The following is a 23,893-nucleotide window of genomic DNA, read 5'->3' on the forward strand; positions in this document are numbered from 1 at the left end:
CCGCTCACCCCTGCGGCGGGAACCTCGCCACGAAGCGCGCGCCACCGAGCTCGGCCGAGCGCTCGACGGTGAGCACGCCCTGGTAGGCCGCGACGATGTCCTGGACGATCGAGAGGCCGATGCCGTGGCCCTGCACGCGCTCGTCGCCGCGCACGCCACGCTGCAGCACGCGGTCGATCTGGTCCTCGGCGATGCCGGGGCCGTCGTCCTCCACCGCGAACTCGACGCCGCTGCGCTTGCCGGTCGGGGCGGGCAGCGTCGTCACCTGCAGCGCCACGCGGCGCTTCGCCCACTTGAAGGCGTTCTCCAGCAGGTTGCCGAGCAGCTCCTGCAGGTCGCCGAGCTCGCCGTGGAAGCGCGCCGCCGCATCGATGTCGAATTCGGCCAGCACGCCCTTCGTCGCGTAGATCTTCTCGAGGCCGAGCACGATCTCCTCGGCGGTCCCCTCGATCTTCAGCGGCGCGGCGTACAGCACATGGCCCGAACGCGCGGCGCGGGACAGCTGGTAGCCGACGATGTCGTTCATGCGTTGCACCTGGGTGCGCACGTCCTCGCGCAGCTCGTCGCCGGTGGCGCCCGCCTCGAGGCGGCTCTGCAGCACCGCGAGGGGCGTCTTCAGCGAATGCGCGAGGTCGCCGAGCGTCCGCCGCACCTGTTCGAGGTTGCGGCGTTCGGAATCGATCAGCGCGTTGATGCTCTCGGTCAGCGGCTGGAGCTCGCGCGGATGCTCGTCGACGAGGCGCGCAACGCTGCCCTGCTGCACGTCGGCCAGCGCCCGCTCGACGCCGGCGACGGGCCTGAGGCTCCAGCGCAGGGCCAGCGCCTGCACCAGCGCGAGCACGATGGCGGCCGCGCCCAACCACGCCCACAGCGTGCGGCGGAATACGCCCACCTGCCCGGCCACGTAGGCGGCGTCCTCGTAGATGCCGAAGATCAGTTCGATCTCGTCGCGCGACGTCTCGATGATCGCGGTCATCGAATAGAGGTACACCTGAAGCTCGCGACCGCTCGAGTCGGTGACGGGCAGCGGGCCAACCAACCTGCCTTGGTCGCCGGGCGGGCCGGGCTCAGGCGGCGGCAGGATACGGCCGAGCGTCGAGGTCGATTCCCAGCGAAGGTTCTCGCCGATCACCACGGCGTACAGGCCGCTGCCCGGCCGGTCGAAACGTGGGTCCGGCGGCACCTGCGGCATCACGATGGCGCCGGAGCGCAGTGTCTCAGCGCCGCCGAGGTAGGCCTTCGCGAAACTGTCGAGACGCTCACGCTGGCTGTTGAGCGCCGCCTCGGTGAACGCGCGGTCGAGCGCGTAACCCGTCAAACCCAGGAAGGCCACCAGCGCGAGGCCGGCGGCCAGCAGCTGGCGCGCCTGCAGCGAGAGGCGGCGGCGCACCACGCCCAAGCGTGCTTACTCGTTGCGCGGGATCGCGAAACGGTAGCCGCGACCGCGCACGGTCTCGATCGGCTTGAGTTCGCCGTCCGGATCGAGCTTCTTGCGCAGGCGACCGATGAAGACCTCGAGCACGTTCGAATCGCGGTCGAAATCCTGCTGGTAGATATGCTCGGTGAGGTCGGCCTTCGAGACGAGCTCGCCCGCATGCAGCATCAGGTACTCGAGCACCTTGTACTCGTAACTCGTCAGGTCGATCGCGCTGCCGCCGACGGTGACCGTCTGCGCCGAGAGGTCGAGCTTGACCGGGCCGCACTCGAGCGAGGGCTTGCTCCAGCCGGCGGCGCGGCGCAGCAGCGCGTTGATGCGCGCCAGCAGCTCCTCCACGTGGAAGGGCTTGACGAGGTAGTCGTCGGCGCCGGACTTCAGGCCTTCCACCTTGTCCTGCCACGAGGAGCGGGCGGTGAGGATCAGGATCGGGAACTTCTTGCCTTCCGAGCGCAGCGCGCGGACGAGGTCCATGCCCGACATCTTCGGCAAGCCGAGGTCGATGATCGCCATGTCGAACGGCACTTCGCGGCCGTTGTAGAGGCCTTCCTCGCCATCGCCGGCGGCGTCCACCGCGAAGCCTTCGCGCTTCAGTCGGGCCGCGAGGGTTTCACGCAGCGGGGCTTCGTCTTCGACCAGCAGGATGCGCATGGACTCTCCTTGGGCAAGCCGGCGCTCAGGGCCGGTGATCAGTCACGGTCGCCGCGTTCGACAGGCGGCAGGGTTTCAGGCACGTCGAGGTCGGCCGGCGGCGGCGCCTCGAAGCGTTCAAAGCGTTCCTCGCGGCGATCGCGGAAGCGGTCCTCGCGCGGCAGGGCGCCGCGATCGGCGTCGATGACCGGGTTTCCCGTACCGAGGTCCGGTTCGGCGAAGGGGTCGCGCAGGGCGTCGGCCCGCGCCTCGCGCCAAGCCTCGCGCCGGCGTTCGTGCGGATCGTCGCGCATGATCCGCACGCGGCCGTCGGGCGTGAGCACCTTGAGGCGGTAGACCTCGCGGCCATCGCGCTGCATCGATTCGGCGCGCAGCACCTCGCCACCGGTCTGGCGCTCCGCGCGCAGCACTGATTCCGGCAACTCCGACCGACGCATCTCGGCGGGCGGCGACGACGGGGGATCGAAGGCCGGCGGCGGCGGCGCGTCCTGCTGCGCATGCGCCGCACCGGCCGCGAGGGCCAGGGCGACGACGAGCGACAGCGGGCGGCGAAGGATCATGGGCGGAGGATAGCGGGGCGGGCGCGGCAGGGGCCAGCAATGCGGCGAAGTCTGGTCGTGGGGGGGTGAATTGCCTCTTAACCCCGGATTGCCGCGCAACGGCGGTTCAGAAGATCTCGCCGACGCAGCAGCGCAGTGAACCACCGGCTTTCTCGATCTCCGGCAGGGGAACGGCATGCAGGGTGAAGCCGGCGCGAGCGAAGGCGGCGCGCTCAGCGGCCGACAGCGCGTCCACGGCCCGGGCGCTGAGGAAGGCGGCGTCACCCGAGACGGCGATGCCGTTGCCGGCGTAGGCCTGCCGCGCACGCTCGTCGAGCGCCAGCGCATGCGGCGCATGGAATTCGAGGATGGCGCGCGCCACGCCCGGGTCGGCGAAGCCGTCCGGGCAGGCCACGGCGAGACGCCCGGCGTAGATCTGCAGCAGCACGTTGGTGTGGTACTCGCCCGGCGCCAGGTCGAACACCAGCATGGCGTCGAGGCCGAAGGCGGCGTGCATCGCGGCGGCGCCAGTCTCGTCGCAGCGCTCGGAGAGTCCGCAGTAGCCGATGTTGCGGGCGCGGTCGATCACGAGCGAACCGGTGAGCTCCGCGATGCCCGGCTGGCGCGACAGGTCGATCTCGCGCCGGCCCAGGGCTTCGGTGAAGAAGCCGCGGATGTCGGCGCGCGTGGCCTCGCGCTGGCGGACGGCGTGCTTCATGTGGCCGATCACCAACCGTCCGGGCGCGCTGGCGAAGACGTTGTTCGGGAAGACGGCGTCCGGCGTGGCGGGGTCGCCGGGGAAGGTGACGACGGGCACGTGGGGCGACAAGGCCTTGGCCAGCGCCCGTTGCTCGGCCAGCGCGCCGTCCGGATCGATGCGCTCGGCCATCGCCATGTAGGCGTTGTCCTGCGCCGACTCGGCGGCCAGCGACATGCCCTCCGGCGCGACGAGGAAGACCGCCTTCGGCGTGGCCCGTGCCGGGTTGGGAGCGGCGTGGGCCGCGAAGGCGAAGAAGCGTTCCGGGTCGCGGGTGATCATGCGGCGGCCTCGTGGCTGCGGGTGGCGGCGAGCGCGCGTTCGAGCAGTTCGAGCCCGGCGCCGGCCTTGGGCGCGCCTTCGCTCAGCACCTGCCGGAAGGCGCGACCGCCGGGCTGGGCGTGGAACAGGCCGAGGATGTGGCGCGTGAGGTGTTTCAGCGCGACGCCGCGAGCGAGCTGCGATTCGACGTACGGGAACCAGGCGCGCAGCAGGGCTTCGCGCGTGCGCGGCGGCTCGCCTTCGAGCGCCACGGCGTACTCGTGCAGGCGGTAGGGCTCGTGGTAGGCCGCGCGACCGATCATCACGCCGTCGACGTGGGCGAACTGAGCACGAACCTCCGCGAGCTCGCGCAGGCCGCCATTGATGCTGATGACGAGTTCGGGCCGCTCGCGCTTCAAGCGATGCACCCAGTCGTGGCGCAGTGGCGGGATCTCACGGTTCTCCTTCGGCGACAGGCCCTGCAACCACGCCTTGCGGGCATGCACCACGAAGCGCCGGCAGCCGGTGGCAGCCACGGCATCGATGAAGGCGAGGAAGACGGCGTAGTCCTCCACTTCATCGACACCCAGCCGGCATTTCACCGTGACCGGCACGCGCACCGCGGCCTGCATCGCGGCGATGCACTCGGCGACCAGCGGCGGCTCCTTCATCAGGCAGGCGCCGAAGCGACCGGCCTGCACGCGGTCCGAAGGGCAGCCGACATTGAGGTTGATCTCGTCGTAGCCCCAGTCGGCGCCGATGCGGCTGGCTTCGGCGAGGGCCGCCGGGTCGCTGCCGCCGAGTTGAAGCGCGACCGGGTGCTCGCTGGGGTCGAAACCGAGCAGGCGCGCGCGGTCACCGTGGATCACCGCCTGCGCGTGGACCATCTCGGTGTAGAGCAGCACGCCCGGCGACATCACGCGATGGAAGCTGCGGCAGTGGGTGTCGGTCCAATCCATCATCGGCGCGACCGAGAGGCGCGAGCCGGTGACCGGAGGATGGGCGTCGAACGAAGGCATGCGGGACGATCGGCGGCAAAGCGACATGATGCCTCAGCCCCCGCCATCGCCGGGGGCGAACCCGTGCCGCGGCGCCGTCGCAGCGACGGCGGCTTCATCCGGAGTTCGCTTATCGTCGCCGGACATCACTCTCGCGTGCCCGCCCGTCGCCGATGGATCGCCCCGACGCCCGCGTCGTCCTTTTCGCCCTATGGCTGGCCGGCACGACGTGGTCGGCCCCGGCCCATGGCGTGGAGCGCGCGCCGCCCCCCGCCCTCGACCTGCAGCACTACGGTCTCGATGACGGCCTCTCGCAGAACGCGCTCACGGCGATGGCGCAGGACGCCCGGGGCTTCCTCTGGTGGGGCACGCAGGACGGCCTGAACCGCTTCGACGGGCAAGGCTTCACGGTGCTTCGCGAGAGCATCGACGAGCGCGCCGGCCTGTCGAGCAGCAGCGTCGACGCGCTGGCGATCGATGGCGGGCAGCGGCTTTGGATCGGCACCAACGATCGCGGCCTCGATCGGCTCGACCTCCGCAGCGGACGGCACGAGGCCCTGGGCGAAGCCGCCGCAGGGCATCCCACCGTGCAGGCCATCGCCTTCGACGGTCAGGGTGGCGCCTGGCTGGCCACGCCACGCGGCCTGGCGCATCTGGCGGAGGGCGCGGACGTGGGCACGCCCCTGCTGTCCGGGGTCGGCATCATCGCGCTCGCCGCTTCCGGGGCCGACGGCGCCTTTGCGCTGGCCGCGGATTGCCGGCTGTGGCGGCTCGATGCCCGAGGCGCCGCACCCGTCAGCGTCGTCGCGCCGCAGCGCGCACGCTGCGTGGATGTGTCAGCCCACGACGATGGGCTCGTGATCGCCACCAGCCGCCATGGGCTGCTGCTCGTCGATCGGAACGGGCAGACGCGGACGCACTGGCCCAAGGAGCGCTTCGATGGTGCTCGCGACGATCTCGCCAGCGTGCACCGTTGGCGCGACGGCTCGACGTGGATCGGCACATCGATCGGCCGCGTTTTCACCCTCCCGGCCGGCGACGGGGCCCTGCCCGTCGCCGTGACGCTGCGGACGCCGATCGGCTCCAAGGTCTCCGGCTTCTTCGAGGATCGCGAGGGCGGTCGCTGGATCGCCACGATGACCAACGGGGCCTTCCGCGTTCGGGGGCTGTCGGACGTGGTGCGCAACGACACGTTCGACATGCCCCCGTCGATGCCGAGCCGGAGCATCCGCTCGCTGTGGCGCGACGAGACGCAGCTGCTGCTCGGCACCGATGCCGGCCTCTGGCAACGTCAGGGCGACGAGGCATGGCGGGAAATCACGGCGTTCTCCGGCACGCAGGTGCGCCGCATCACCCCGGCGGCCGCTGGCGGCTGGTGGATCGGCACCCAACACGGGCTGTGGCGGCTGGGTGCCGATGGCACGGCCACCGAAACCCTGGCGCCCCTGCCGGATCCGCGGGTGCTCGATATCCTCGTGGAGGGCAACGAACTGCTGGTGGCGACGCGCGGCGGACTGGCGCGACTCGCCAGCGACACCCTCCGCTCCCTGCCGGTTCCCGAGGCCCTCGATGGCCTGGTCCTGACGGCCCTGCGACGGGACGCCGACGGCACGCTTTGGATCGGCAGCAACGAGCGCGGCGTGTTCCTGCTGCGGCCCGATGGCCGCATGGAGCAATGGCATACCGGCAACGGCCGCCTGCCGCACGACTCGGTCTGGTCGCTGCACGCCGACGATGAGGCCCTGTGGTTCGGCACGTTTTCCGGCGGGCTGATCCGCGTGGATCGAAAGGACGGCTCGGTGCGTCGCTACACCGATCGCGAGGGCCTGTCGAACAACGTGATCTACCGCATCGAACCCGATGCCGCGGGACGGTTGTGGCTGAGCACGAATGCCGGCTTGAGCGTGCTTGATCCGTCGACGGCCATCACCCAGCGCATTGACTGGGGGGATGGGCTGACGAACCGCGAGTACAACAGCGGCGCCAGCATGGCGGACGCGCGCGGCTGGCTGTACTTCGGCGGCACCGACGGCGTGGACGTGGTCGATCCCGGGTCGTTCCGCCCCTCGGCGCGCCCGGTCGAGGCGGCCTTCGCCCGCTTCCGCCGTCTGGGCCAGAGCGGCCGCGATCGCGGACCGGCCGGGTTCGACCTGCTGCTCGGCGACACCGTGCGGCTCGACCATCGCGACCGGGTGGTCGCGATCGACCTCGTGGCCCTCGACTTCGATGCTCCAGGCGCCGCACAAGTGCGCTACCGGATGGGTGACGTGCTCCCGGAATGGGTGACGCCGGGGCGGGCGACCGCCGAGGTTCTGCTGACGCAGGTGCCGGCAGGGGCACATGTGCTCGAAGCCCAGGCGGCGGGACGGGACGGGCGGTTCGGCCCGACCCGCGCGCTGGCGATCGAGGTGGCGCCGCCCCCGTGGCTGAGCCCTACGGCCCGGGCCGCGTACGCGGTTCTGGTGATGATGGCGGCATTCGGCACCGTCTTCGCGCTGCGGGCGAGGTCACGGCGCAAGGCCGCCCAGATCGCCGAGCTCAATCGGCTGGTCGAGGAACGCACGGCGGAGATCGCACGGGCCAACGCGCGCCTGCAGGCGATGAACGGGCAATTGCAGCAGCTCAACCGAATCGACCCGCTGACCCGGGTCGCGAACCGCCGCGAATTCATGCACTGGATGGAGCGCGAAGGCAGCCGGGTGCTTGCCCGGCTCGCGCTTGGCGACGCCAAGGGGGCCTTGGTGTTCTTCATGGTCGACATCGACGACTTCAAGCGCATCAACGACCAGAACGGCCACCACGCGGGCGACGCGGTGCTCGTCGAGTTCGCTTCGCGGCTCGAGGCCCTGAGCGGCCCCGAGGACCTTCTGGTGCGCTGGGGCGGCGAGGAGTTCCTCTACGCCCTGCACCTCGAGGACGTCGACGACGCCCCAGCGAAGGCCGAGCAGTTGTGCGCGGCCGCCCGCGATCGACCCTTCGATCTGGCCAGCGGCCACGCCTTGAGCGTGACCTGCTCGATCGGCTTCGCCCCGTGGCCCTGGGCGCGGGCCTGGCCGATGCTCGGCGACAGCGAGCAGAGCATCGGGCTCGCGGACCGCGCGCTTTACCGGATCAAGAGCAGCGGCAAGAACGGCTGGGCGGGCCTGTTGCCGGGCCCGGAGGCCGACCGCGCCTCGGTGGGACGCATCCTTGCCGGCGAAATCGACGGCTGGCCCGAGGACGTGCTTCGCGCCCTGCGTTCAACGCCTCTGCGCCAGCCCTAGGAGCGCGCCGCCACCCAGCGGGAGATGTGCGCGTGCATTTCCGCCAGCCCATCCGTCAGCGCCGCAGGCCCGGGCTGCAGGATGATCGGCGACTTGATCTCGAACAGCTGGCCGTCGCGGACAGCGGAAACGCCGTTCCATCCGGGCCGCGCGGCCACGGTGCCGGGCTGGAATTTCTTGCCGCACCAAGAGCCGAACACGATCTGCGGATCGCGGGCGAGGATGGCGTCGTCACTGGCGAGGATGCGGTGCTTGGCCAGCGATTCCGCGGCGAGCTCCGGGAAGATGTCGTCGCCGCCGGCGATCCGCACCAGCTCCGCCACCCACTGGATGCCGCTGATGCGCGGCTCGTCCCATTCCTCGAAATAGACGCGCGGGCGCACCGGAAACTGGGCCGCCTTCGCCGCCACCGCGTCGACGCCGCGTTCGAGCGAATCCGCGTAGGCCTCGGCCTTGGCCGCCGCGCCGACCATCGCGCCGAGGCGCCGCACGTAATCGAGGATGCCGGCCACCGAACGGTGGTTGCTGATCCACACCTCCACGCCGCGGCGCACGAGTTCGGCGGCGATGTCGGCCTGGATGTCGGAGAAGCCGATGGCGAGATCGGGCTTCAGCGCGAGGATCTGGTCGACCTTCGCGCTGGTGAAGGCGCTGACCTTCGGCTTCTCCTTGCGCGCCCGCGGCGGGCGAACGGTGAAGCCGCTGATGCCGACGATGCGGTGGTCCTCACCGAGGGCGTAGAGCACCTCGGTCGGTTCTTCGACCAGGCAGACGATGCGGCGGGGGCCTCGCACGAAGGCGGACGCCTCAGTGCCCGCCGGAGGACGGCATCGCGGACGTGCCCGCGCCGGCCGGCGCACCGGCCAGCGGCACGCGCTTCACCGCCATCCACGCGATCGCCGACAGGGCCGCGGTGGCCGCGCCGACCAGGAACACGCTGCCCTTGTCGGGCAGGTGCTCGATCAGCATGCCGACGCCGAGGCTCACCGCCAGCTGCGGCAGCACCACGCTGAGGTTGAACACGCCCATGTACAGGCCGATGCGCGCCGGGGCCACGCACTGCGAGAAGATCGCGAACGGCAGGCTGACGATGGCGCCCCAACCGAGGCCCATCACCGCCATGCCCACGTAGACGGCCGTGGCGCTGTGCCCCGCGAAGTAGACGAAGGCGAAACCCAGCGCCATCAGGGCGAGGCTGGCGGCGTGCACGTGCACCTCGCCGAAACGCCGCGCGAGCGGGTTCAGCAGCAAGGCGGGCACGAGCGCGCCGACCGCATTGAGCACGAGGAAGGAGGTCGACATCAGGCGGCCCGTGCCGTCATCGTCGAGGCCGGGGAAGCGCTGCTGCACGAAGGCGATCATGTAGACGAACATCGTCTGCACGCCGATCCAGCTCAGGGAGTGTGCGGCCAGCACCTTGCGGAAGGCCGGCAGGTCCTCGCGCGCGGTGTTCGGAGCGGGCTGCGGCTCCATCAGGGCATGCACGAGGAAGCCGACGGCCAGCGCGGCGAATCCGACTTCGATCCACATCGAGTGGCTGGCATGGCCGGTGAGCTTCAGGCCCATCGCGACGACCGCGTAGATGGCGAACGGCCACAGCGGGCGCATCAACAGCAGGACGGTGCCCAGGCTGAGCTTCGGCGCGCGGGCCTCCGCGGCTTCCGCCTCGGCGCCGGCCAGCGCCCGGGGCTCGGTGATCAGCAGCGGCGGCACGAGGGAGAACAGCAGCACCAGGACGACGCCGAAGTAGATCAGCGCGACGTTGCCGAACACCGCGCCGACAGCATAGGCCAGCACGCCGAAGGTGCCGGAGACCGTCTGCATCCAGGTGTAGGCCGCGGTGCGCTGCGGCCCTTCCGGCGTGACGTCGGCGATCAGCGAGCGTGTCGGGTTGAAGCTGACGTTGATCGACAGGTCGAGCGCGAGCGCCACGGCAATCGCCACGCCGAGGATGGCGTCGAGGCCGAGCGCCTGGTCGATCAGGCCGATGGAGGGCAGGGCCATCAGCGACAGCGCGGTGAGCAGGCCACCGACGAGGATGAAGGGCCGGCGGCGTCCGCCCCAGAACCACACCTTGTCGCTGATGATGCCGATCAGCACCTGGCCGAGGATGCCCGCCAGCGGACCCGCGGCCCAGACGATGCCGATCTCGTGGATGTCGAGCTGGTACCTGGTGCGCAGCAGCCAGCTCAGCGCGGAAATCTGCACGGCGAGCGCAAAGCCCATCGCCGTCGACGGCAGGCCGAGCAGCACGAGGAACGGCAGCGACAGCCGTTGTTGCATTTGCAGCATGGAATCGTTCCCTCCCAGGACGTCGGCGGAGACTACCGGTCGGGGGCGCGCGGCGACAGGGGCTCCGACCGGATGGGCCGGGCGTCAGCGCGAAAGGTGGGCCAGCGCGTCGGCGTTGGCTTCCCAGTTGCGGCCGTCGAAGGGCTCCACCGTGATCGAGGCGATCGTGCCCTCGTCGAGGCAGCGCACGTTGACGTCGATGCCGTCCGGGTTGCTGCGCGGCACATAGAAGCTCTTGATGCCGCACACGCCGCAGAAGCGGTGGCGGGCGACACCGCTGTTCCACAGGTAGTCGACGAGCTGCGACTCGCCCGACAGCAGGCGGAAACGCGCCGCCGGGACGATCAGGTGCAGGAAACCGGCCTTGCTGCAGATCGAGCAGTTGCAATCCTGCACGATGAGGTCAGCCGGGGCCTCCACCTCGAAGCGCACGGCGCCGCAGTGGCAGCCGCCATGGTGGGTCCGGAGCACTGTCATCGCCGCTGCAGCCTGGCGCCTTCGACGTCGAGGGCACGGCCCTCGGCGTCCACGGCCTGCAGGGAACCGTCGGCGTGGCGGAACCAGCGCTGGCCGGATTCGAGCAGTACGAGGCAGCTGCCGGCGATCTCGCCGACGCGGCAAGCGTCTTCGCGCCATTCACCCGCGACCTCGAAGCCCACCGCATCGGCCGCGCCGAGATAAGTTTCAACCAGTCGATAGCGACCGGCAGCACCGCCTTCGCGCTGCAGCTCGAGCTCCACATCGATGCCCTCGCAGTCGGCGCAGGGGAGCACCCCGGCCCAGACGCCCTCGAAAGCCTCGGACAGCGGCGCGAGCCCGCCTTCGGGCCGGTCGTCGCCGCGGGCCTCGGACACGCCCTCATCGCGCGCACAGCCGGCCAACACCGTGGCCAGCAAGGCGGCGGAAAGGAGCATCAGGGAGCGGCGGGCAGACCAGACCATGGCCGGATGGTAGCCCCCAACCCCGTCGCGCGGCGTCATGCGTTGGAAGCGTGGCCCCACCCCGGAGCCCGCCATGCGAACCGCAGCATCCGTTACGTCTTCCGCCCTGCCCAGCGGCTTCAGCCTGCCGCGAAGCGTCGCCATCGCCGCCGCCGTGACGCTGCACCTGAGCCTCGCCGCGATGCTGGCCATGCCGATCGCCGCGCCCGACGCCGAAATGCCCGAGCAGACCGTCGTCCGGACCGATTTCCTGCCGCCCCCGCCACCCCCGCCGATCGCCCCACCGCCACCGGTGCGCGTGATCCGCACCGTGGCACCGACGCGCCCCGTTTCCGTGCCGACGCCCGTAGTTCCCCTGCCGGTGCCGGAGGCCGTGATCGCGCCCACTACAGACACGCCGTCGCTGCTGGACACGGTCGCACCGGACCCAAGCGGAGAGACGACCGGCATCGACAGCGGTCCCGCGGAGGAAAGCCTGCAGCTGCGGAGCGGCGCGCCGCCGCGTTACCCGCCGTCAGCCCTGTCACGCCGTCTCGAAGGCGAAGTGGAACTGCTGATCCTCGTCGGCGTCGACGGACGCCCGGAATCGGTGACGATCACGCGCAGCAGCGGCCACGGGATCTTGGACCGCGCCGCCCGCGAACACGTGCTGCGCCGCTGGGTGTTCGAACCCTCGCAGCGCTTCGGCATTGCCGTTCCGGCCTACGCCCGCGTGCCGGTGCGATTCACCCTGCCTTGAGCGGAGTGGCGCCCTCTGCCGGGGCGCCGGCGTCGATCGACTCGGGCGACAGCGGCAGCAGGATCGACGCGCCGCGCCCGGCCACGCTGGCCCGGCCGAACCGGGCCCAGCAGCGGGCTTGCCCGGCCTCGCGTTCACTGGCCTCGAGCGGCACGCGGGTGTCGCCCTGCGCGCCGGACGGGTCGTTCAAGGCCTTGGCCAGGTCGTCGGCGAAATCCCCGGCGAGTTGGTAGGCGTCACCAATGCGCGACACCTTGGCGTCCTCGGTGATGGCGCCGGCGCCCTCGGCCCAACGCAGCACCGCGACGTCGGCGAGATCCGCACGCACAGCGCCGTCGGCGGCGAAGCCCCCCAGGCCCGCGGGCAGGCGGAACGGGCCCGGCACGAACACGCCGAGCAGGGCGGAGGCCCCGGCCGCACCCGACGAGGTGGGCGCGATGGCCGTCACGACGATCTCGATGTCGAGGTCGGGCGACTCGGGATCGATGCGATAGCGCCGCGCCAGCTGCACGCAGGTGTCGCGGGCGGCGCGATTGGCCACCAGCGCGGCTTGCTCGGGCGTGATGCCCTCGCCCACCGCGCCGTCGGCGATGCGCACGCGCGGCAGACCCACGCTGCGCGCGGCGAGCACGGCCTCGGCATCGACGAAACTCTCGGTTTTCGCGTAACTCTCGTCCCTCGTGACAGCCATCGGCTGTTCGGTGCGGATGCCGGTGCCGGTCGGCTTCGGGGCGGAGGCGCAGGCCGCCAGCAACAGCGTGGCGAGCAATAGGAAAAGCGTGCGAATCGACATCAGAGGGAGCCTACGGGAAACCCCGCGAAGACTGACGCTCGATCGATGCAGGGCACGTGCGGATCGCGTGCCGGCGTCGTGAACGGGCGGCTGTCGCAGCCTGTGAGAACGGCCCATGCGGGAATGCCGTCCACGCCGGGGCCGCGCTGCCCGCCGATTCCGGCCTTCACATCGCGCCTCTTGCATTCCGACAAAGAACCACACAAATTTGTGGCATGACACTCACCGACCGCCAGCAGGCCATCCTCGACTTCCTCCGCGATCACATCGCGGCGGAAGGCCGCCCCCCGACGCTCGCCGAGATCGCCCAGGCCTTCGGCTTCCGCCAGGCCCGCAGCGCCCAGGACCACCTGCAGGCGCTGGCGGCCAAGGGCGTGATCGAGCTGGTGCCCGGCGCCCGTGGCATCCGCCTGCTCGACGAGGACGGGGAGCCGCTCGCCGCCTCGGCGGGCCCCGCGGGCTTCGGCGGCGGAACGGCGGCGAACGCCCCGCAACTGCTCACCCTGCCCCTGCTCGGTCGCGTCGCCGCCGGCCGGCCGATCGACCCGCAGGCCGATTACGAAGGCCAGATGCTGCTCGACCGCGCGCTGTTCTTCCCGCAGCCCGACTACCTGCTGCGGGTGAAGGGCGATTCGATGGTCGATGACGGCATCTTCGATGGCGACCTGATCGCCGTGCGCCGCACGCCGGACGCCGACAACAACCAGATCGTGGTCGCGCGCATCGATGGCGAGGTCACGGTGAAACGCCTCAAGCGCGGCAAGGGCCGCGTGCTGCTGATGCCACGCAACCCGAATTACGCCCCGATCGAAGTGCCCGAGCAGGCCGATTTCGCCATCGAGGGCCTGTACTGCGGCCTCGTGCGCCGCGGTTGAATCGCCCGGCTCCCGCTTCGTCGTCCTTCCATCCGCTACCGCGTTGCACGCCACCGGAGTACCCCATGCACCTCGTCCGCACGCCCGACCTCGCCACCCTGCTGTTCGCGCTCTCGCTCTGCGCGGTTTTCGGCGGTCTGTTCGCCTGGGTGCTCAGCGTGCCCTTCTGGCTCGGCTTCGCCATGGTGGGTGCGGGGCTGTTCGCCTTCGGCCTGCAGCGCCATGACGATCGGCCCGCGCCGCGCCGGCGCTGGCAGGCGCGCGCATCACATTGAATTTCGGAACGTCTTGGCCCGCAGCGGCCTCCCGTCGGCCTCGTCCCCGGCGGGGGCCCTGCGGATCAGGATTCCGCGCCCGGCAAGCCCTCGATCACGCGGCGCTGGGCATCCACGGGCACCGTCCAGTCGGCGATGCCGGGCAGGGTCGCCAAGACCTGGCGTGACACCCGCTCGAAGAACAGCACGAAGCGCTCGACCTCGGCCTGCGTCATGGTGCGCCGGCCCGGGTTCGCGGCCGCCAAGGTCCGCTCCTGCTGGCCGCGCCATTCCGGCACCTGTTCGAAGCCCGGCCCCTGCAGGAACAACAGCGTCCCCAGTTCCGCCCACAGCGGCGCATAGCCGGCGAGCGCGGCATTGCAACAGCGGCGCCAGGTGCCGTCGGGGTCGTCGTCGCGCTCCAACGCATTGATGGGCGCCACCAGCTCGGCCTCGGCCTGCGGCGGCACCTTGTGGAACCAGCCCTCGAACAGCACGAGGTCTGGCACGCCGTCGATCCGCGCCCAATCGGATTCGGGCAAGCGCCGGTCGCCGATCTTGTCGAAGGCCGGCAGGCGCGCGCGGCCGGCACGCAGCGCATCGAACGTGGCGCGTCCGAGGGCGAGGTCGTGCGAACCCGGCGCGCCGCGGGTCGCCAGCAGCGGATGCACCTCGCGGCCGAGACGCTGGCGCTCCGGCTGGTCGAGGTAGAGGTCGTCGATCGACAGCACCACCGCGCGCAAGCCGCGAGCCTCGGCTAAGGCCGCCACCTGTGCCGACAGCGTCGATTTCCCCGTGCCCTGCAGGCCGGTGATGCCGAACACGCGGCACGGGCCCGGCAAGGCCAATGCGCGCTCGAGGACGCTCGCCACGAAGGCGTCGGGGTAGCCGGTTCCGACGGGTTTCAGCACGGCCATGCGGGGGATTGAGCGAGGTCATGCGCGCATCGCGCGGGGCCGGCGAGAATAGCGCGGACGACCATCGCCCCCGAGGAAACCCCGTGACCGATCCCCTGCTCGCCGAAGCCATCGACACCTTCAAGGCGCTGCTGGCCGAAGCCGGCGCGGCCGGAGACCCCGACCCGACGGCGATGACGCTGGCCACCGCCGATGCGAAGGGCCGGCCCTCGGCGCGGACCGTGCTGCTGAAGCACGTCGACGAACAGGGCTTCGTCTTCTACACCAACTTCGATTCCCGCAAAGGGCGGCAGCTCGCGGCGAACCCGCAGGCCGCGCTGCTGTTCCTGTGGAAGACCCTGCGCGAACAGGTGCAGGCCAAGATCGAAGGCACGGTGGAACCGGTCACCGCCGCCGAGGCCGACGCCTACTTCGCCAGCCGCCCGCGCGAGAGCCAGATCGGCGCGTGGGCGTCGCTGCAGTCGCAGACGCTGGATTCACGCGAGACCTTCGAAGCGCGCATCGCCGAATTCACCGCGAAGTTCGACGGCGGCCCGGTGCCGCGCCCGTCGCACTGGTCGGGCTTCCGCGTGGTGCCGGAGATGATCGAGCTCTGGTACGGCGCAAAGTACCGGCTGCATGAGCGCCAGCGCTATGCTCGGGTGGACGGCCGCTGGACGAAGCGGATGCTCTACCCCTGAGGAGCCCCCCATGAAGTGGCAGCGCGCGCGGCAGAGCCAGAACGTCGAGGATCGCCGCGGCAGCGGCTGGCGCGGCGACGGCACCGGCGGGTGGCGCGGTGGTGGCCGGCTTCCCGTGCGTGGCGGCGGCTTGGGGCTGGGCGGGCTCATCGCGATCGTGCTCATCGGCTGGGTGATGGGCATCAGCCCGATGGAGATGCTCGGGCTCCTCAACCAGCAGCAAGGCGACGTCCCCGCCCAATCCGCGCCGGAACGGCCGTCAGAGCGCGGCGCGGCGAACGACCCCGCGGCCCTTCCGGCCGACCCCCAGCGCGATTTCGTCGCCAGCATCCTCGGCGACACCGAGGATGTGTGGGGCGCGGTGTTCCAGCAGAACGGCCAGTCCTATCCCGCGCCGAGGCTCGTGCTGTTCAGCGGTGCGGTGCAAAGCGCCTGCGGGCAGGCGACGTCGGCCGTGGGGCCGTTCTACTGCCCCGGCGATCGGCAGGTGTACATCGACCGGGATTTCTTCGAGGAGATGCAGGCCCGGCTCGGCGGTGGTGGGGATTTCGCCGAGGCCTACGTGATCGCACACGAGGTCGGGCACCACATCCAGACGATCACCGGCGTGTCGGCACGGGTGAACGCCGCGCGGCGCCGCGGCGAGAACGTCGAGGGCGATGGCGGCCTGCTGGTGCGGCAGGAGCTGCAGGCCGACTGCTACGCCGGTGTCTGGGCGCACCACGCGCAGGCGCGCCACCAGTGGCTGGAGCCCGGCGATATCGAGGAGGCCCTCAGCACCGCGACCGCCATCGGCGACGACGCGCTGCAGCGGCAGGCGCGCGGCGTCGTGGTGCCGGACAGCTTCTCGCACGGCACCAGCGAGCAGCGCGTGCGCTGGTTCAGCCGTGGCTTCGAGGGCGGCCAGCCGAACGACTGCGACACCTTCGCGGCGCAGTCGCTCTAGCGCTCACAGCACCGCCGGATCGAGGTCACGGCACAGCGGGTCGACGCTGGCGAAGCGCGCCAACACCGCATCCTTGGTCGGCAGTTCCCAATCGATGAAGTAGCGCGCGGCGGCGACCTTGCCTTCCAGCATCGCGCGGCGCACGTCGCCGGCGGCGAGCGCGCGATTCGCAGCGAGTGCCTGATCGAGCCAGAGCCACGCCACGACCGCGTGGCCCATCGCGTCGAGCAGCAGGTAGGCGTTCGCGAGCGCGAGTTCGAGGTCGGTCGCGGCGACCTTGCCGGCCTTCAACACCGCCGGGCCGAGCGCCGCCCAGCGCGCCGCCAGCGCCTCGGCCAAGGGAGCGAGCGCGGCGTCGGCACGCGCGGCGGCGAGGGTCGCCTCCACGCGCTTCGAGAGCAGGCCGAAGGCCTTGCCGCCGTCTCCGAGCAGCTTGCGGCCGAGCAGATCCATCGCCTGGATGCCGTTGGTGCCTTCGTGGATGGCGTTGATGCGGTTCTCGCGCCACAGACGCTCGACCGGGAAATCGCGGGTGTAACCGGCGCCACCATGCACCTGGATGGCCAGCGAGTTGGCCTCCTGCCCGTAGTCCGAGGGCCAGGCCTTGACGATCGGCGTGAGCAGATCGACCAGCGCCTGCGCCTCCGCATCGCCGCCATGCTTGGCCTCGTCGACGAGGCGCCCGGCGTACAGGCACAGCGCGAGGCCGCCCTCCGCGAAGCTCTTGGCCTTCAGCAGCATGCGGCGCACGTCGGCGTGCTCGATGATCGGCACCATCGGCGTGGTGGCGTCGCGCTCGCCGGGCTTGCGGCCTTGGCGACGCTCCTTCGCGTAGGTGAGTGCCGCGCGGTAGCCGCCGTAGCCGGTCATGGCCGCGCCGATGCCCACACCAATCCGCGCCTCGTTCATCATCACGAACATGCCGCGCAGGCCGTCGTGCGGCGCACCGACGAGCTCGCCGATGGCAGGCTCCTCCTCGCCGAAGCCGAGCAGGCAGTTCACCTGCCCGTGCGTGCCGAGCTTGTGGTTCAGGCCGATCAGGCGCACGCCGTTGCGCGCACCGGCCTTGCCCTCGGCATCGACGTGGCGACGCGGCACGATGAACAGCGAGATGCCCTTGGTGCCGGCCGGGCCGCCCGGGATCTTGGCCAGCACGAGGTGGACGATGTTCTCCGCGATCTCGTGGTCGCCGCTGCTGATCCACATCTTGTTGCCGCGGATCGCGTAGCGGCCGTCAGGCAGCGGCTCGGCGACGCAGCGCAAATCGGCCAGCGAGGAACCGGCCTGCGGTTCCGACAAACACATCGTGCCGAACCAGCGGCCCTCGTTCATGGCCGGCAGGAAGCGGCGCTTCTGCTCGTCGCTGCCCACTTCGCGGATCAGGTTGGCCGCGGCCTGGGTCAGGAAGGCATAGCCGTTGGTCGCGACGTTCGCGCAACTGAAGAGCCCACCCAACGCGGCGACGAAGGTGTACGGCAGGCCGAGCCCACCTTCCTCGGCCGGGGCCTCCATGCCGAAGAAGCCGGCCTCGCGATAGGCGGCGAGCGCCTCGCGGATGGCGGGCATCAGTTCGACCTTGCCGTCCACCAGCTTCGGTGGGTTCTGGTCGGACGCCGCCGCATGCGGCAGGAAGTGCGATGCGGCGAGGTCGAGCGCGGCATCGATCATCGCGACGCCGGTCTCACGGTCGACATGGGCGAAGGCCGGCATCGCGGCCAAGGTGTCGGCCTGCAGCCAGTCGTAGAGCCAGAAGTGCAGATCGTCGCGGGGTGGGAGCATGGGGAGGTTCCGGGAAAGGCGGGCCAAGGGCACCGCGAAGTCTGGGGAGCGCGGCGAGAAGGCGCCGCGAGCATCGCCGATCAGGCGGGGGGCGTGGCGTAGCCCTCGCGCCACGTCGGGTAGCGCGGCTGCCAGCCGCTGCCGCGCAAGCGCGCATTCGACACCCGCTTGCCGGTCGTGGGGCCGTCAGCGGCACCCAGCGCTGGCAGGCCGAGGCGCGCGCGCAGGCCATCGACCACCTCGTGCTCAAGTGTCGGCGCATCGTCGTTGCCGCAGTAGACACGGGCGATGCGCGGCGGTTGAAGCAGGTGCAACAGCGCGCCGGCGACGTCCTCGACATGGATGCGGTTGGTCCAGCGTGGCTCGCCGGGTTCGTCCCGGCGCGCGCGGTTCCACATCCGCTCGCGGCCCGGGCCATAGATGCCCGAAGCGCGGAAGGCCGCGGCGTCGGGATGGGCATCGAGTTCACGCTCGGCCTCGAGAAGCACGCGGCCGTTGAAGGCGGTGGCGTCGGCGGGCGTGTCTTCGTCCACGGTGGCACCAGCGTCTTCGGCGTAGACGGCCGTGCTGGAGACGAACAGCACACGGCCGATCTCGCTGCGGTCGAGCAGGCGCCGCAGGCCGTCGCGGTACAGCGCGCGATAGGCGGCCTCGGTGCGCTCGTCTGGCGCGGCGCAGAACACCAGGGCGTCGAGCCGCTTGGGGATCGCCGCGAAGCCCTCGCCGCTGCGCAGGTCGGCGCGCAGGGCGCGGATGCCGGGCCCCATCGCCACGTCCCGGCGGCGCAGCGCGAGCGCGTCGAACCCGTTCGCGGCCGCCAGGGCGGCGAGGCGCGAGCCGGTGTCGCCGGCGCCGGCGATCAGCAGGCTGCGGCGGGTGTCGTGCAGGGCGGGCATGCGGGCGTGATCGCTCGGCGATGAATTGGCGGGAGGCCGATGCTACCGTTCGCTAATGAATCCCGCGGTGAACCTCGTGCTCGTCGGCCCCATGGGCGCTGGCAAGACCTCCATCGGCAAGCGCCTCGCCGAGCGCTTCGGCTTGGCCTTTGTCGACCTCGACCACGCCATCGAAGCCGCCACCGGCGTGCGCGTGGCCGACATCTTCGAGCGCGAAGGCGAGGCGGGCTTCCGCGATCGCGAGGCGCGCCAGCTGGCGATCGAACTCGACGGCGAAGACAAGCTGGTCGCCACCGGCGGCGGCGCCGTATTGCGCGAGGAAAGCCGCCGCCTGATGCGCGAACGCGGCTACGTGCTGCACCTCGCGGTGTCGGTCGAGGAGCAGCTCCGGCGCCTCGCCAACGACCGCGTTCGCCCGCTGCTGCAGCGCCCCGACCGCGAGGCGGTGCTGCGCACGATGGCCGCCACGCGTGCGCCGCTGTACGACGAAGTGGCCGACCTGCGCTTCGACTCGAGCGGCCTCACGCCCGCGCAGGCCTGCGAAAAACTCATCCCGCAGCTCCGCGACCGCTGGTTGCGGGCGAGGGCCGCGTGATGCGCACGGTCGACGTCGAACTCGGCACGCGCCGCTACCCGATCCACATCGGCCCCGGACTGCTCGATGACGCACCGCGCCTCGCGGCGCTGGCGCCCGGCCGCCATGTGCTCATCGTCAGCGACGCCAACGTCGCGCCGCATTACCTGGCGCGGGTCGAGGCTGCCTTCGCCGGAAAGCGCGTCGCCAGCCACATCCTTCCGCCGGGCGAGCAGGAGAAGACGCTCGCGCGCTTTGGCGAACTGATGTCGGCGCTGGCCGCCCTCGGCGCCAGCCGCGATGCAACCCTCATCGCCCTCGGCGGCGGCGTGATCGGCGACATGACCGGTTTCGCCGCGGCCTGCTGGATGCGCGGCGTGCGCTTCGTACAGCTGCCGACCACCCTGCTCGCGATGGTTGACTCGTCCGTCGGCGGCAAGACCGCCGTCGATCTGCCCGAGGGCAAGAACCTCGTCGGCGCCTTCCACCAGCCTTCGGCCGTGATCGCCGACACCGCCACGCTGACGACGCTGCCGGATCGCGAGCTGCGCGCGGGCCTCGCCGAAGTGATCAAGTACGGCGCGCTCGGCGACGCGGCATTCTTCGACTGGGTGGCGGCCAACGCGACCGCCCTGCTGTCGCGCGACGCCGACGCGCTGGCCCACGCCATCGCCACCAGCTGCGCGCACAAGGCCGGCATCGTCGCCCGTGACGAGACCGAAACCGGCGAACGCATGCTGTTGAACCTCGGACACACCTTCGGCCACGCCATCGAGGCCGAGCAGGGTTTCGGCGGCCTCGTGCACGGCGAAGCCGTTGCCGTGGGCATGGTGTTGGCCGCACGACTGAGCGCTGGGCTTGGTCTCGCTCCCGCACAGGACACGGAGCGACTGGTCGCCGCACTCGACGCGCTCGGCCTCCCCGCCGCTGTCCCTGAGGGCCTTGATCCCGAGGCGTTGCTCGCGCGCATGCGGCTCGACAAGAAGAACCTCAGCGGCACGCTGCGGCTGATCCTCTGGCGTGGCATCGGCCAAGCCTTCGTCGCCACCGGCGTCGAGGAGCACGCCGTGCATGCCGCGCTGGCGGCACCCCCGGTCCCGGCGTGACGCACTGGCTCGACGCCCTGCCCGACACCCGCGTGCTGCGCGACCCCGCGCAGACCGCCGGCTTCCGCCACGACGAATCGCATGTGCGCGGGCCCGAACCGCTCGCTGTGATCAAGCCGCGCTGCCGCGAAGGGCTGCGCGAGCTGGTGCGTCGCGCCAGCAGCGAGGGCTTCACCCTGGTGCCACGCGGGGCCGGCAGCGGCAAGGCCGGTGGTTGCGTACCCGATGCCCGCAGTGTCGTCGTCGATCTCTCCGATTGGCCGGGCAGCATCACCGTGAACACCGCGAACCTCACGCTCTCGGCGCCCGCCAGCGCCGGGCTGGCGGCGGTGAAGGAACACGCCGACGCGCAGGGGCTGTGGTACCCGCCGGACCCGAACTCCTGGCCGCTGTGCAGCTTCGGCGGCTCGCTCGCGACGAATGCCGGCGGCCCGAACGCCTGCAAATACGGCATGACGCGGCGCTGGGTGCTGAGCGTCGAGGCGCTGATGGCCGACGGCGAAGTGCATCGCTTCGGCATCGACTCGGTGAAGCAGAACACCGGCCCGAACCTCGCGCAGCTGATGGTCGGCAGCGAAGGCGTGTTCGGGATGATCCTTGGCGCCACCGTCGCGCTGATCCCCCGGCCCCGCGAGCACCTCACACTGCTGCTGCCGTTGCCGGACATGGCGCTGCTGCCCGCGCTTCCGGCGCAGTTGTTCGCGGCCGGCTTCCTGCCGTCGGCGCTCGAATTCTGGGACTCGGCGGTCCTCGCCGATCTACGCCAGCACGGCACCGACGACGCTCGCCGCCTGCCTGGCGAGGCGCTGGTGCTGCTGGAGTTCGACGACCCCGGTTGCTCGCACACCGGCTTCCTCGAGCCCCTGCTCGACGCGCTCGGCCCGCTCGCTGCCGACGCGCAGGTGGCCACCACCGGCGCGCAGCGCGAAGCCCTGTGGGCGGTGCGGCGAATGACCAGCGTGCACCTGAAGCAGCGCTTCCCGCGCAAGGTGAGCGAGGACGTCGTGGTGCCGCGCGACCGCCTGCCCGAGTTCTTCGCGCGGCTCGCGGCGTTGGACGCGAAGACGGTGAGTTACGGCCACCTCGGCGACGGCAACCTGCACGTCAATCTGCTGCATGCTGGCGAGCTGGAAGGCACGGCCCTCGACGCTGCGCTCGATCCGCTGTTCGCGCTGTGCATCGAACTCGGCGGGACGCTCTCCGGCGAACACGGCATCGGCCTCGCGAAGCGCGAGGCCTTCCTCAAGCACACCGATCCGTTCGCCATCGCGGCCCTGCGCGGCATCAAGCAGGCACTCGACCCGAAAGGCGTGTTCAACGCGGGGAAGGTCTTCTGAGGCATCCGGACGCGCAAGCGTCCATCACCCGGCCCGCAACGAGGCTGGCCCGCCCCGTCACCTCTCTCTCGACGTTTCCGGCGGTCGATCCGAAGGGGACATCCATGTCCCTCGGATCGATCGCTCATCCTGAGCGACCCCTTCGGGGCTTTCGCCTCGACAGCGCGCCGGGGCTCCTTATTCGCCTCGCTGCGGGCCGGGTGCTGGCGCTGCGCGTTCGTCACACGTCGAAGCCACGCTGCAACGTTGCGCCTCGCTGACCCGCCGCTCTGCGCTCGAATGAGCGGCGAAGGGTGTGGAGCGCCGCGCCCGCGGGGTGAGGGGCCAGCGACAAGCGAGCCATGGATGGCGAGCGCGCGGCTCGGGGCAGGACAGACCCGAGTCCGCGGAGAGCGGCCCATCGCCACGCGCGGCAGGCGCGACGGCGCGCTCCCCGCGCGATAATGCGCCGACCACGGAGACCCGCATGCCCTACACCCCGATCACCGGCACCCTCGGCTACGTGCTCTCGCCAGACGGCAGGCACGTGCTGATGGTCCACCGCAACGCGCGGCCCGGCGACGAGCACCTCGGCAAGTACAACGGCCTCGGCGGCAAGCTCGAGGCGGACGAGGACGTCGCCGCCGGCATGGCGCGCGAGATCCACGAGGAAGCCGGCCTCACCGTCACCGCGATGGAACTGCGCGGCACGATCAGCTGGCCGGGCTTCGGCAAGAACGGCGAGGACTGGCTCGGCTTCGTCTTCCTGATCACCGCCTTCGAGGGCGAGGCACCGACGCGCAATGTCGAGGGCGACCTCGAATGGGTGCCGCTCGACCGCCTGATGGACCTGCCGATGTGGGAAGGCGATCGCCACTTCCTGCCCCTGGTGTTCGACGGCGACCGCCGGCCCTTCCACGGCGTGATGCCCTACCGCGACGGCCGGATGGTGCGCTGGGCCTACTCGAGGTTCTGAGGCGAGGCTTGCCGGCCGCCGCGCGACGGCCTAGCGTGGCGCCGACTCCCTTGCGGACGCCGGCCCATGGCGTGGTTGATCGATCTCTTGCTCGCGCTGCTGTGGATCGGCGGCAGCATCGGCCTCGTGCTCGCCGTGCATGCGGCCGGTCGGCGCTGGATGGCGCCACCGCCCGCGCCGGAAGGCACGCCGCCCGCGGCCGACGGCCATGACCACCCGCCGGTGGTGCGCGACGCGGCGCAGGTGATCGGGTTGCGCACCGCCGCGCTTTTCGGCGTCATCCTCGCGATGGTCTACGCGCAGGAACTGGGCCAGTACCAGCAGGTGCGCGAGGGCCTCTCCCGCGAGGCGGTGGCCATCGCCGATGTCTTCCATGACGCCGGACGCTACGGCGGGGACCTCGCCGAGCCGGTGCAGTCCGCCATGCGCGACTACGTGCGCTTCGTCGTCGACCGCGAGTGGCGGCTGCTCGGCACGGAAAGGCGCCTCTCCCGCCGCGCTTGGGACGCCCGCGAACGGGCGTATGCGGCAGTGCTCGACGCCCTGCCCGCGACGCCGCGCGAAGTGGCGCTGCGCGAGCGCATGCTGGCCCGCCTCGGCGTGATCGCCGAGCATCGCCACCTGCGCGAGGAGTGGGCCGAGCAGGGCTTCAGCGTGGTGTTCTGGCTGCCGGCGCTGGCGGGGCTGGTGCTGGTGACCCTGCCGCTCTGCGTGTTTCCGCCGACGCGGCAAACCCGCCTGCTGTTGGCGAGCCTTGGCGCCTACGCCGGCCTCGTGCTGTTCTTCGTGCAGGCGTTCTCCAGCCCCTTCACCTACCCGCTCCACGATCCGCCCGGCGCCTTCGAGCGCCTGCTGGAAAACGACTTCGACGCCCGCGCGCCCTGAGGCGCGCTGCCGCAGCGGCG

At 71.2% G+C, this 23,893-nt stretch carries 24 protein-coding genes; 11 read left to right on the forward strand and 13 right to left on the reverse strand.

The genetic code is table 11. From position 1 onward, the window contains the following. Positions 1-4: 4 nt before the first annotated feature. The 5 genes from O9280_RS00230 to dusA all read right to left on the reverse strand — a co-directional run bounded on the left by O9280_RS00230 (position 5) and on the right by dusA (position 4,662). The gene (locus O9280_RS00230) at positions 5-1,390 is read right to left on the reverse strand and encodes an ATP-binding protein (RefSeq protein ID WP_298337286.1); all 1,386 of its coding nucleotides are present in this window, start codon (positions 1,388-1,390) and stop codon (positions 5-7) included. Between the two features lie 15 nt (positions 1,391-1,405). After that, on the reverse strand, positions 1,406-2,086 hold the full coding sequence (locus O9280_RS00235; RefSeq protein WP_298337289.1) for a response regulator transcription factor: 681 nt from the start codon (positions 2,084-2,086) through the stop codon (positions 1,406-1,408). 38 nt (positions 2,087-2,124) lie between these two features. Next, the gene (locus O9280_RS00240) at positions 2,125-2,646 is read right to left on the reverse strand and encodes a hypothetical protein (protein ID WP_298337291.1); all 522 of its coding nucleotides are present in this window, start codon (positions 2,644-2,646) and stop codon (positions 2,125-2,127) included. A gap of 106 nt (positions 2,647-2,752) precedes the next feature. Then, entirely contained in the window at positions 2,753-3,664 is a 912-nt protein-coding gene (locus O9280_RS00245) for an arginine deiminase-related protein (RefSeq protein ID WP_298337294.1), read from the reverse strand. Then, entirely contained in the window at positions 3,661-4,662 is a 1,002-nt protein-coding gene (gene dusA / locus O9280_RS00250; RefSeq protein WP_298337296.1) for a tRNA dihydrouridine(20/20a) synthase DusA, read from the reverse strand. The genes O9280_RS00245 and dusA overlap by 4 nt, the downstream gene beginning before the upstream one ends. A gap of 152 nt (positions 4,663-4,814) precedes the next feature. Here dusA and O9280_RS00255 point away from each other — a divergent pair, with 152 nt between their 5' ends. Beyond that, a complete protein-coding gene (locus O9280_RS00255) occupies positions 4,815-7,904 on the forward strand; it encodes a diguanylate cyclase (RefSeq protein ID WP_298337299.1) in 3,090 nt (1,029 codons plus the stop codon). Here the strand turns inward: O9280_RS00255 and O9280_RS00260 are convergent. The 4 genes from O9280_RS00260 to O9280_RS00275 form a co-directional block, all read right to left on the reverse strand. Beyond that, positions 7,901-8,698, reverse strand: a complete 798-nt coding sequence (locus O9280_RS00260) for an ABC transporter substrate-binding protein (protein ID WP_298337302.1) — start codon at positions 8,696-8,698, stop codon at positions 7,901-7,903. The genes O9280_RS00255 and O9280_RS00260 overlap by 4 nt on opposite strands. A gap of 13 nt (positions 8,699-8,711) precedes the next feature. Further along, a complete protein-coding gene (locus O9280_RS00265; RefSeq protein WP_298337305.1) occupies positions 8,712-10,196 on the reverse strand; it encodes an MFS transporter in 1,485 nt (494 codons plus the stop codon). An 84-nt stretch (positions 10,197-10,280) separates the two neighbouring features. Continuing rightward, entirely contained in the window at positions 10,281-10,673 is a 393-nt protein-coding gene (locus O9280_RS00270; protein ID WP_298337307.1) for a GFA family protein, read from the reverse strand. Then, positions 10,670-11,137: a copper resistance protein NlpE N-terminal domain-containing protein gene (locus tag O9280_RS00275; protein WP_298337310.1), complete on the reverse strand. Its 468-nt coding sequence runs from the start codon at positions 11,135-11,137 to the stop codon at positions 10,670-10,672. Before O9280_RS00275 ends, O9280_RS00270 begins: the two co-directional genes overlap by 4 nt. Positions 11,138-11,210: 73 nt before the next feature. Between O9280_RS00275 and O9280_RS00280 the strand changes: the two genes are divergently transcribed. Further along, positions 11,211-11,876 carry an energy transducer TonB gene (locus O9280_RS00280; protein WP_298337313.1) on the forward strand — a complete coding sequence of 222 codons (666 nt, stop codon included), beginning with the start codon at positions 11,211-11,213 and terminating at the stop codon, positions 11,874-11,876. Here O9280_RS00280 and O9280_RS00285 read toward each other — a convergent pair. After that, on the reverse strand, positions 11,863-12,669 hold the full coding sequence (locus tag O9280_RS00285; protein WP_298337316.1) for a DUF3313 family protein: 807 nt from the start codon (positions 12,667-12,669) through the stop codon (positions 11,863-11,865). The genes O9280_RS00280 and O9280_RS00285 overlap by 14 nt on opposite strands. 215 nt (positions 12,670-12,884) lie before the next feature. Here O9280_RS00285 and lexA point away from each other — a divergent pair, with 215 nt between their 5' ends. Continuing rightward, entirely contained in the window at positions 12,885-13,544 is a 660-nt protein-coding gene (gene lexA, locus O9280_RS00290) for a transcriptional repressor LexA (RefSeq protein ID WP_298337319.1), read from the forward strand. Between the two features lie 65 nt (positions 13,545-13,609). Next, positions 13,610-13,819: a hypothetical protein gene (locus tag O9280_RS00295; protein ID WP_298337322.1), complete on the forward strand. Its 210-nt coding sequence runs from the start codon at positions 13,610-13,612 to the stop codon at positions 13,817-13,819. A gap of 65 nt (positions 13,820-13,884) precedes the next feature. On the opposite strand, the gene O9280_RS00300 is transcribed toward O9280_RS00295, so the two are convergent. Then, a complete protein-coding gene (locus O9280_RS00300) occupies positions 13,885-14,715 on the reverse strand; it encodes a kinase (protein ID WP_298337325.1) in 831 nt (276 codons plus the stop codon). An 83-nt stretch (positions 14,716-14,798) separates the two neighbouring features. Between O9280_RS00300 and pdxH the strand changes: the two genes are divergently transcribed. Next, entirely contained in the window at positions 14,799-15,395 is a 597-nt protein-coding gene (pdxH, locus tag O9280_RS00305) for a pyridoxamine 5'-phosphate oxidase (RefSeq protein WP_298337328.1), read from the forward strand. 10 nt (positions 15,396-15,405) lie between these two features. Further along, on the forward strand, positions 15,406-16,341 hold the full coding sequence (locus O9280_RS00310; RefSeq protein WP_298337332.1) for a neutral zinc metallopeptidase: 936 nt from the start codon (positions 15,406-15,408) through the stop codon (positions 16,339-16,341). Positions 16,342-16,344: 3 nt separating this feature from the next. On the opposite strand, the gene O9280_RS00315 is transcribed toward O9280_RS00310, so the two are convergent. Together O9280_RS00315 and O9280_RS00320 are read right to left on the reverse strand one after the other, a co-directional pair. After that, positions 16,345-18,120 carry an acyl-CoA dehydrogenase gene (locus tag O9280_RS00315; RefSeq protein WP_298337335.1) on the reverse strand — a complete coding sequence of 592 codons (1,776 nt, stop codon included), beginning with the start codon at positions 18,118-18,120 and terminating at the stop codon, positions 16,345-16,347. A gap of 80 nt (positions 18,121-18,200) precedes the next feature. Further along, positions 18,201-19,016: an NAD-dependent epimerase/dehydratase family protein gene (locus O9280_RS00320; protein WP_298337338.1), complete on the reverse strand. Its 816-nt coding sequence runs from the start codon at positions 19,014-19,016 to the stop codon at positions 18,201-18,203. Between the two features lie 55 nt (positions 19,017-19,071). Here O9280_RS00320 and O9280_RS00325 point away from each other — a divergent pair, with 55 nt between their 5' ends. The 5 genes from O9280_RS00325 to O9280_RS00345 all read left to right on the forward strand — a co-directional run bounded on the left by O9280_RS00325 (position 19,072) and on the right by O9280_RS00345 (position 23,873). Then, positions 19,072-19,611 carry a shikimate kinase gene (locus O9280_RS00325; RefSeq protein WP_298337341.1) on the forward strand — a complete coding sequence of 180 codons (540 nt, stop codon included), beginning with the start codon at positions 19,072-19,074 and terminating at the stop codon, positions 19,609-19,611. Further along, complete coding sequence (gene aroB / locus O9280_RS00330) at positions 19,611-20,696, forward strand: 3-dehydroquinate synthase (RefSeq protein ID WP_298337344.1); 1,086 nt, start codon at positions 19,611-19,613, stop codon at positions 20,694-20,696. Before O9280_RS00325 ends, aroB begins: the two co-directional genes overlap by 1 nt. Then, positions 20,693-22,033 carry an FAD-binding oxidoreductase gene (locus O9280_RS00335; protein ID WP_298337347.1) on the forward strand — a complete coding sequence of 447 codons (1,341 nt, stop codon included), beginning with the start codon at positions 20,693-20,695 and terminating at the stop codon, positions 22,031-22,033. Before aroB ends, O9280_RS00335 begins: the two co-directional genes overlap by 4 nt. 466 nt (positions 22,034-22,499) lie before the next feature. Further along, entirely contained in the window at positions 22,500-22,988 is a 489-nt protein-coding gene (locus tag O9280_RS00340) for an 8-oxo-dGTP diphosphatase (protein WP_298337349.1), read from the forward strand. Positions 22,989-23,054: 66 nt separating this feature from the next. Further along, positions 23,055-23,873: a DUF4239 domain-containing protein gene (locus tag O9280_RS00345; RefSeq protein WP_298337352.1), complete on the forward strand. Its 819-nt coding sequence runs from the start codon at positions 23,055-23,057 to the stop codon at positions 23,871-23,873. Positions 23,874-23,893: the final 20 nt, after the last annotated feature.

It is taken from the genome of Silanimonas sp., from assembly GCF_027531545.1.
In the GTDB taxonomy this organism is placed as follows: Bacteria; Pseudomonadota; Gammaproteobacteria; order Xanthomonadales; family Xanthomonadaceae; genus Silanimonas.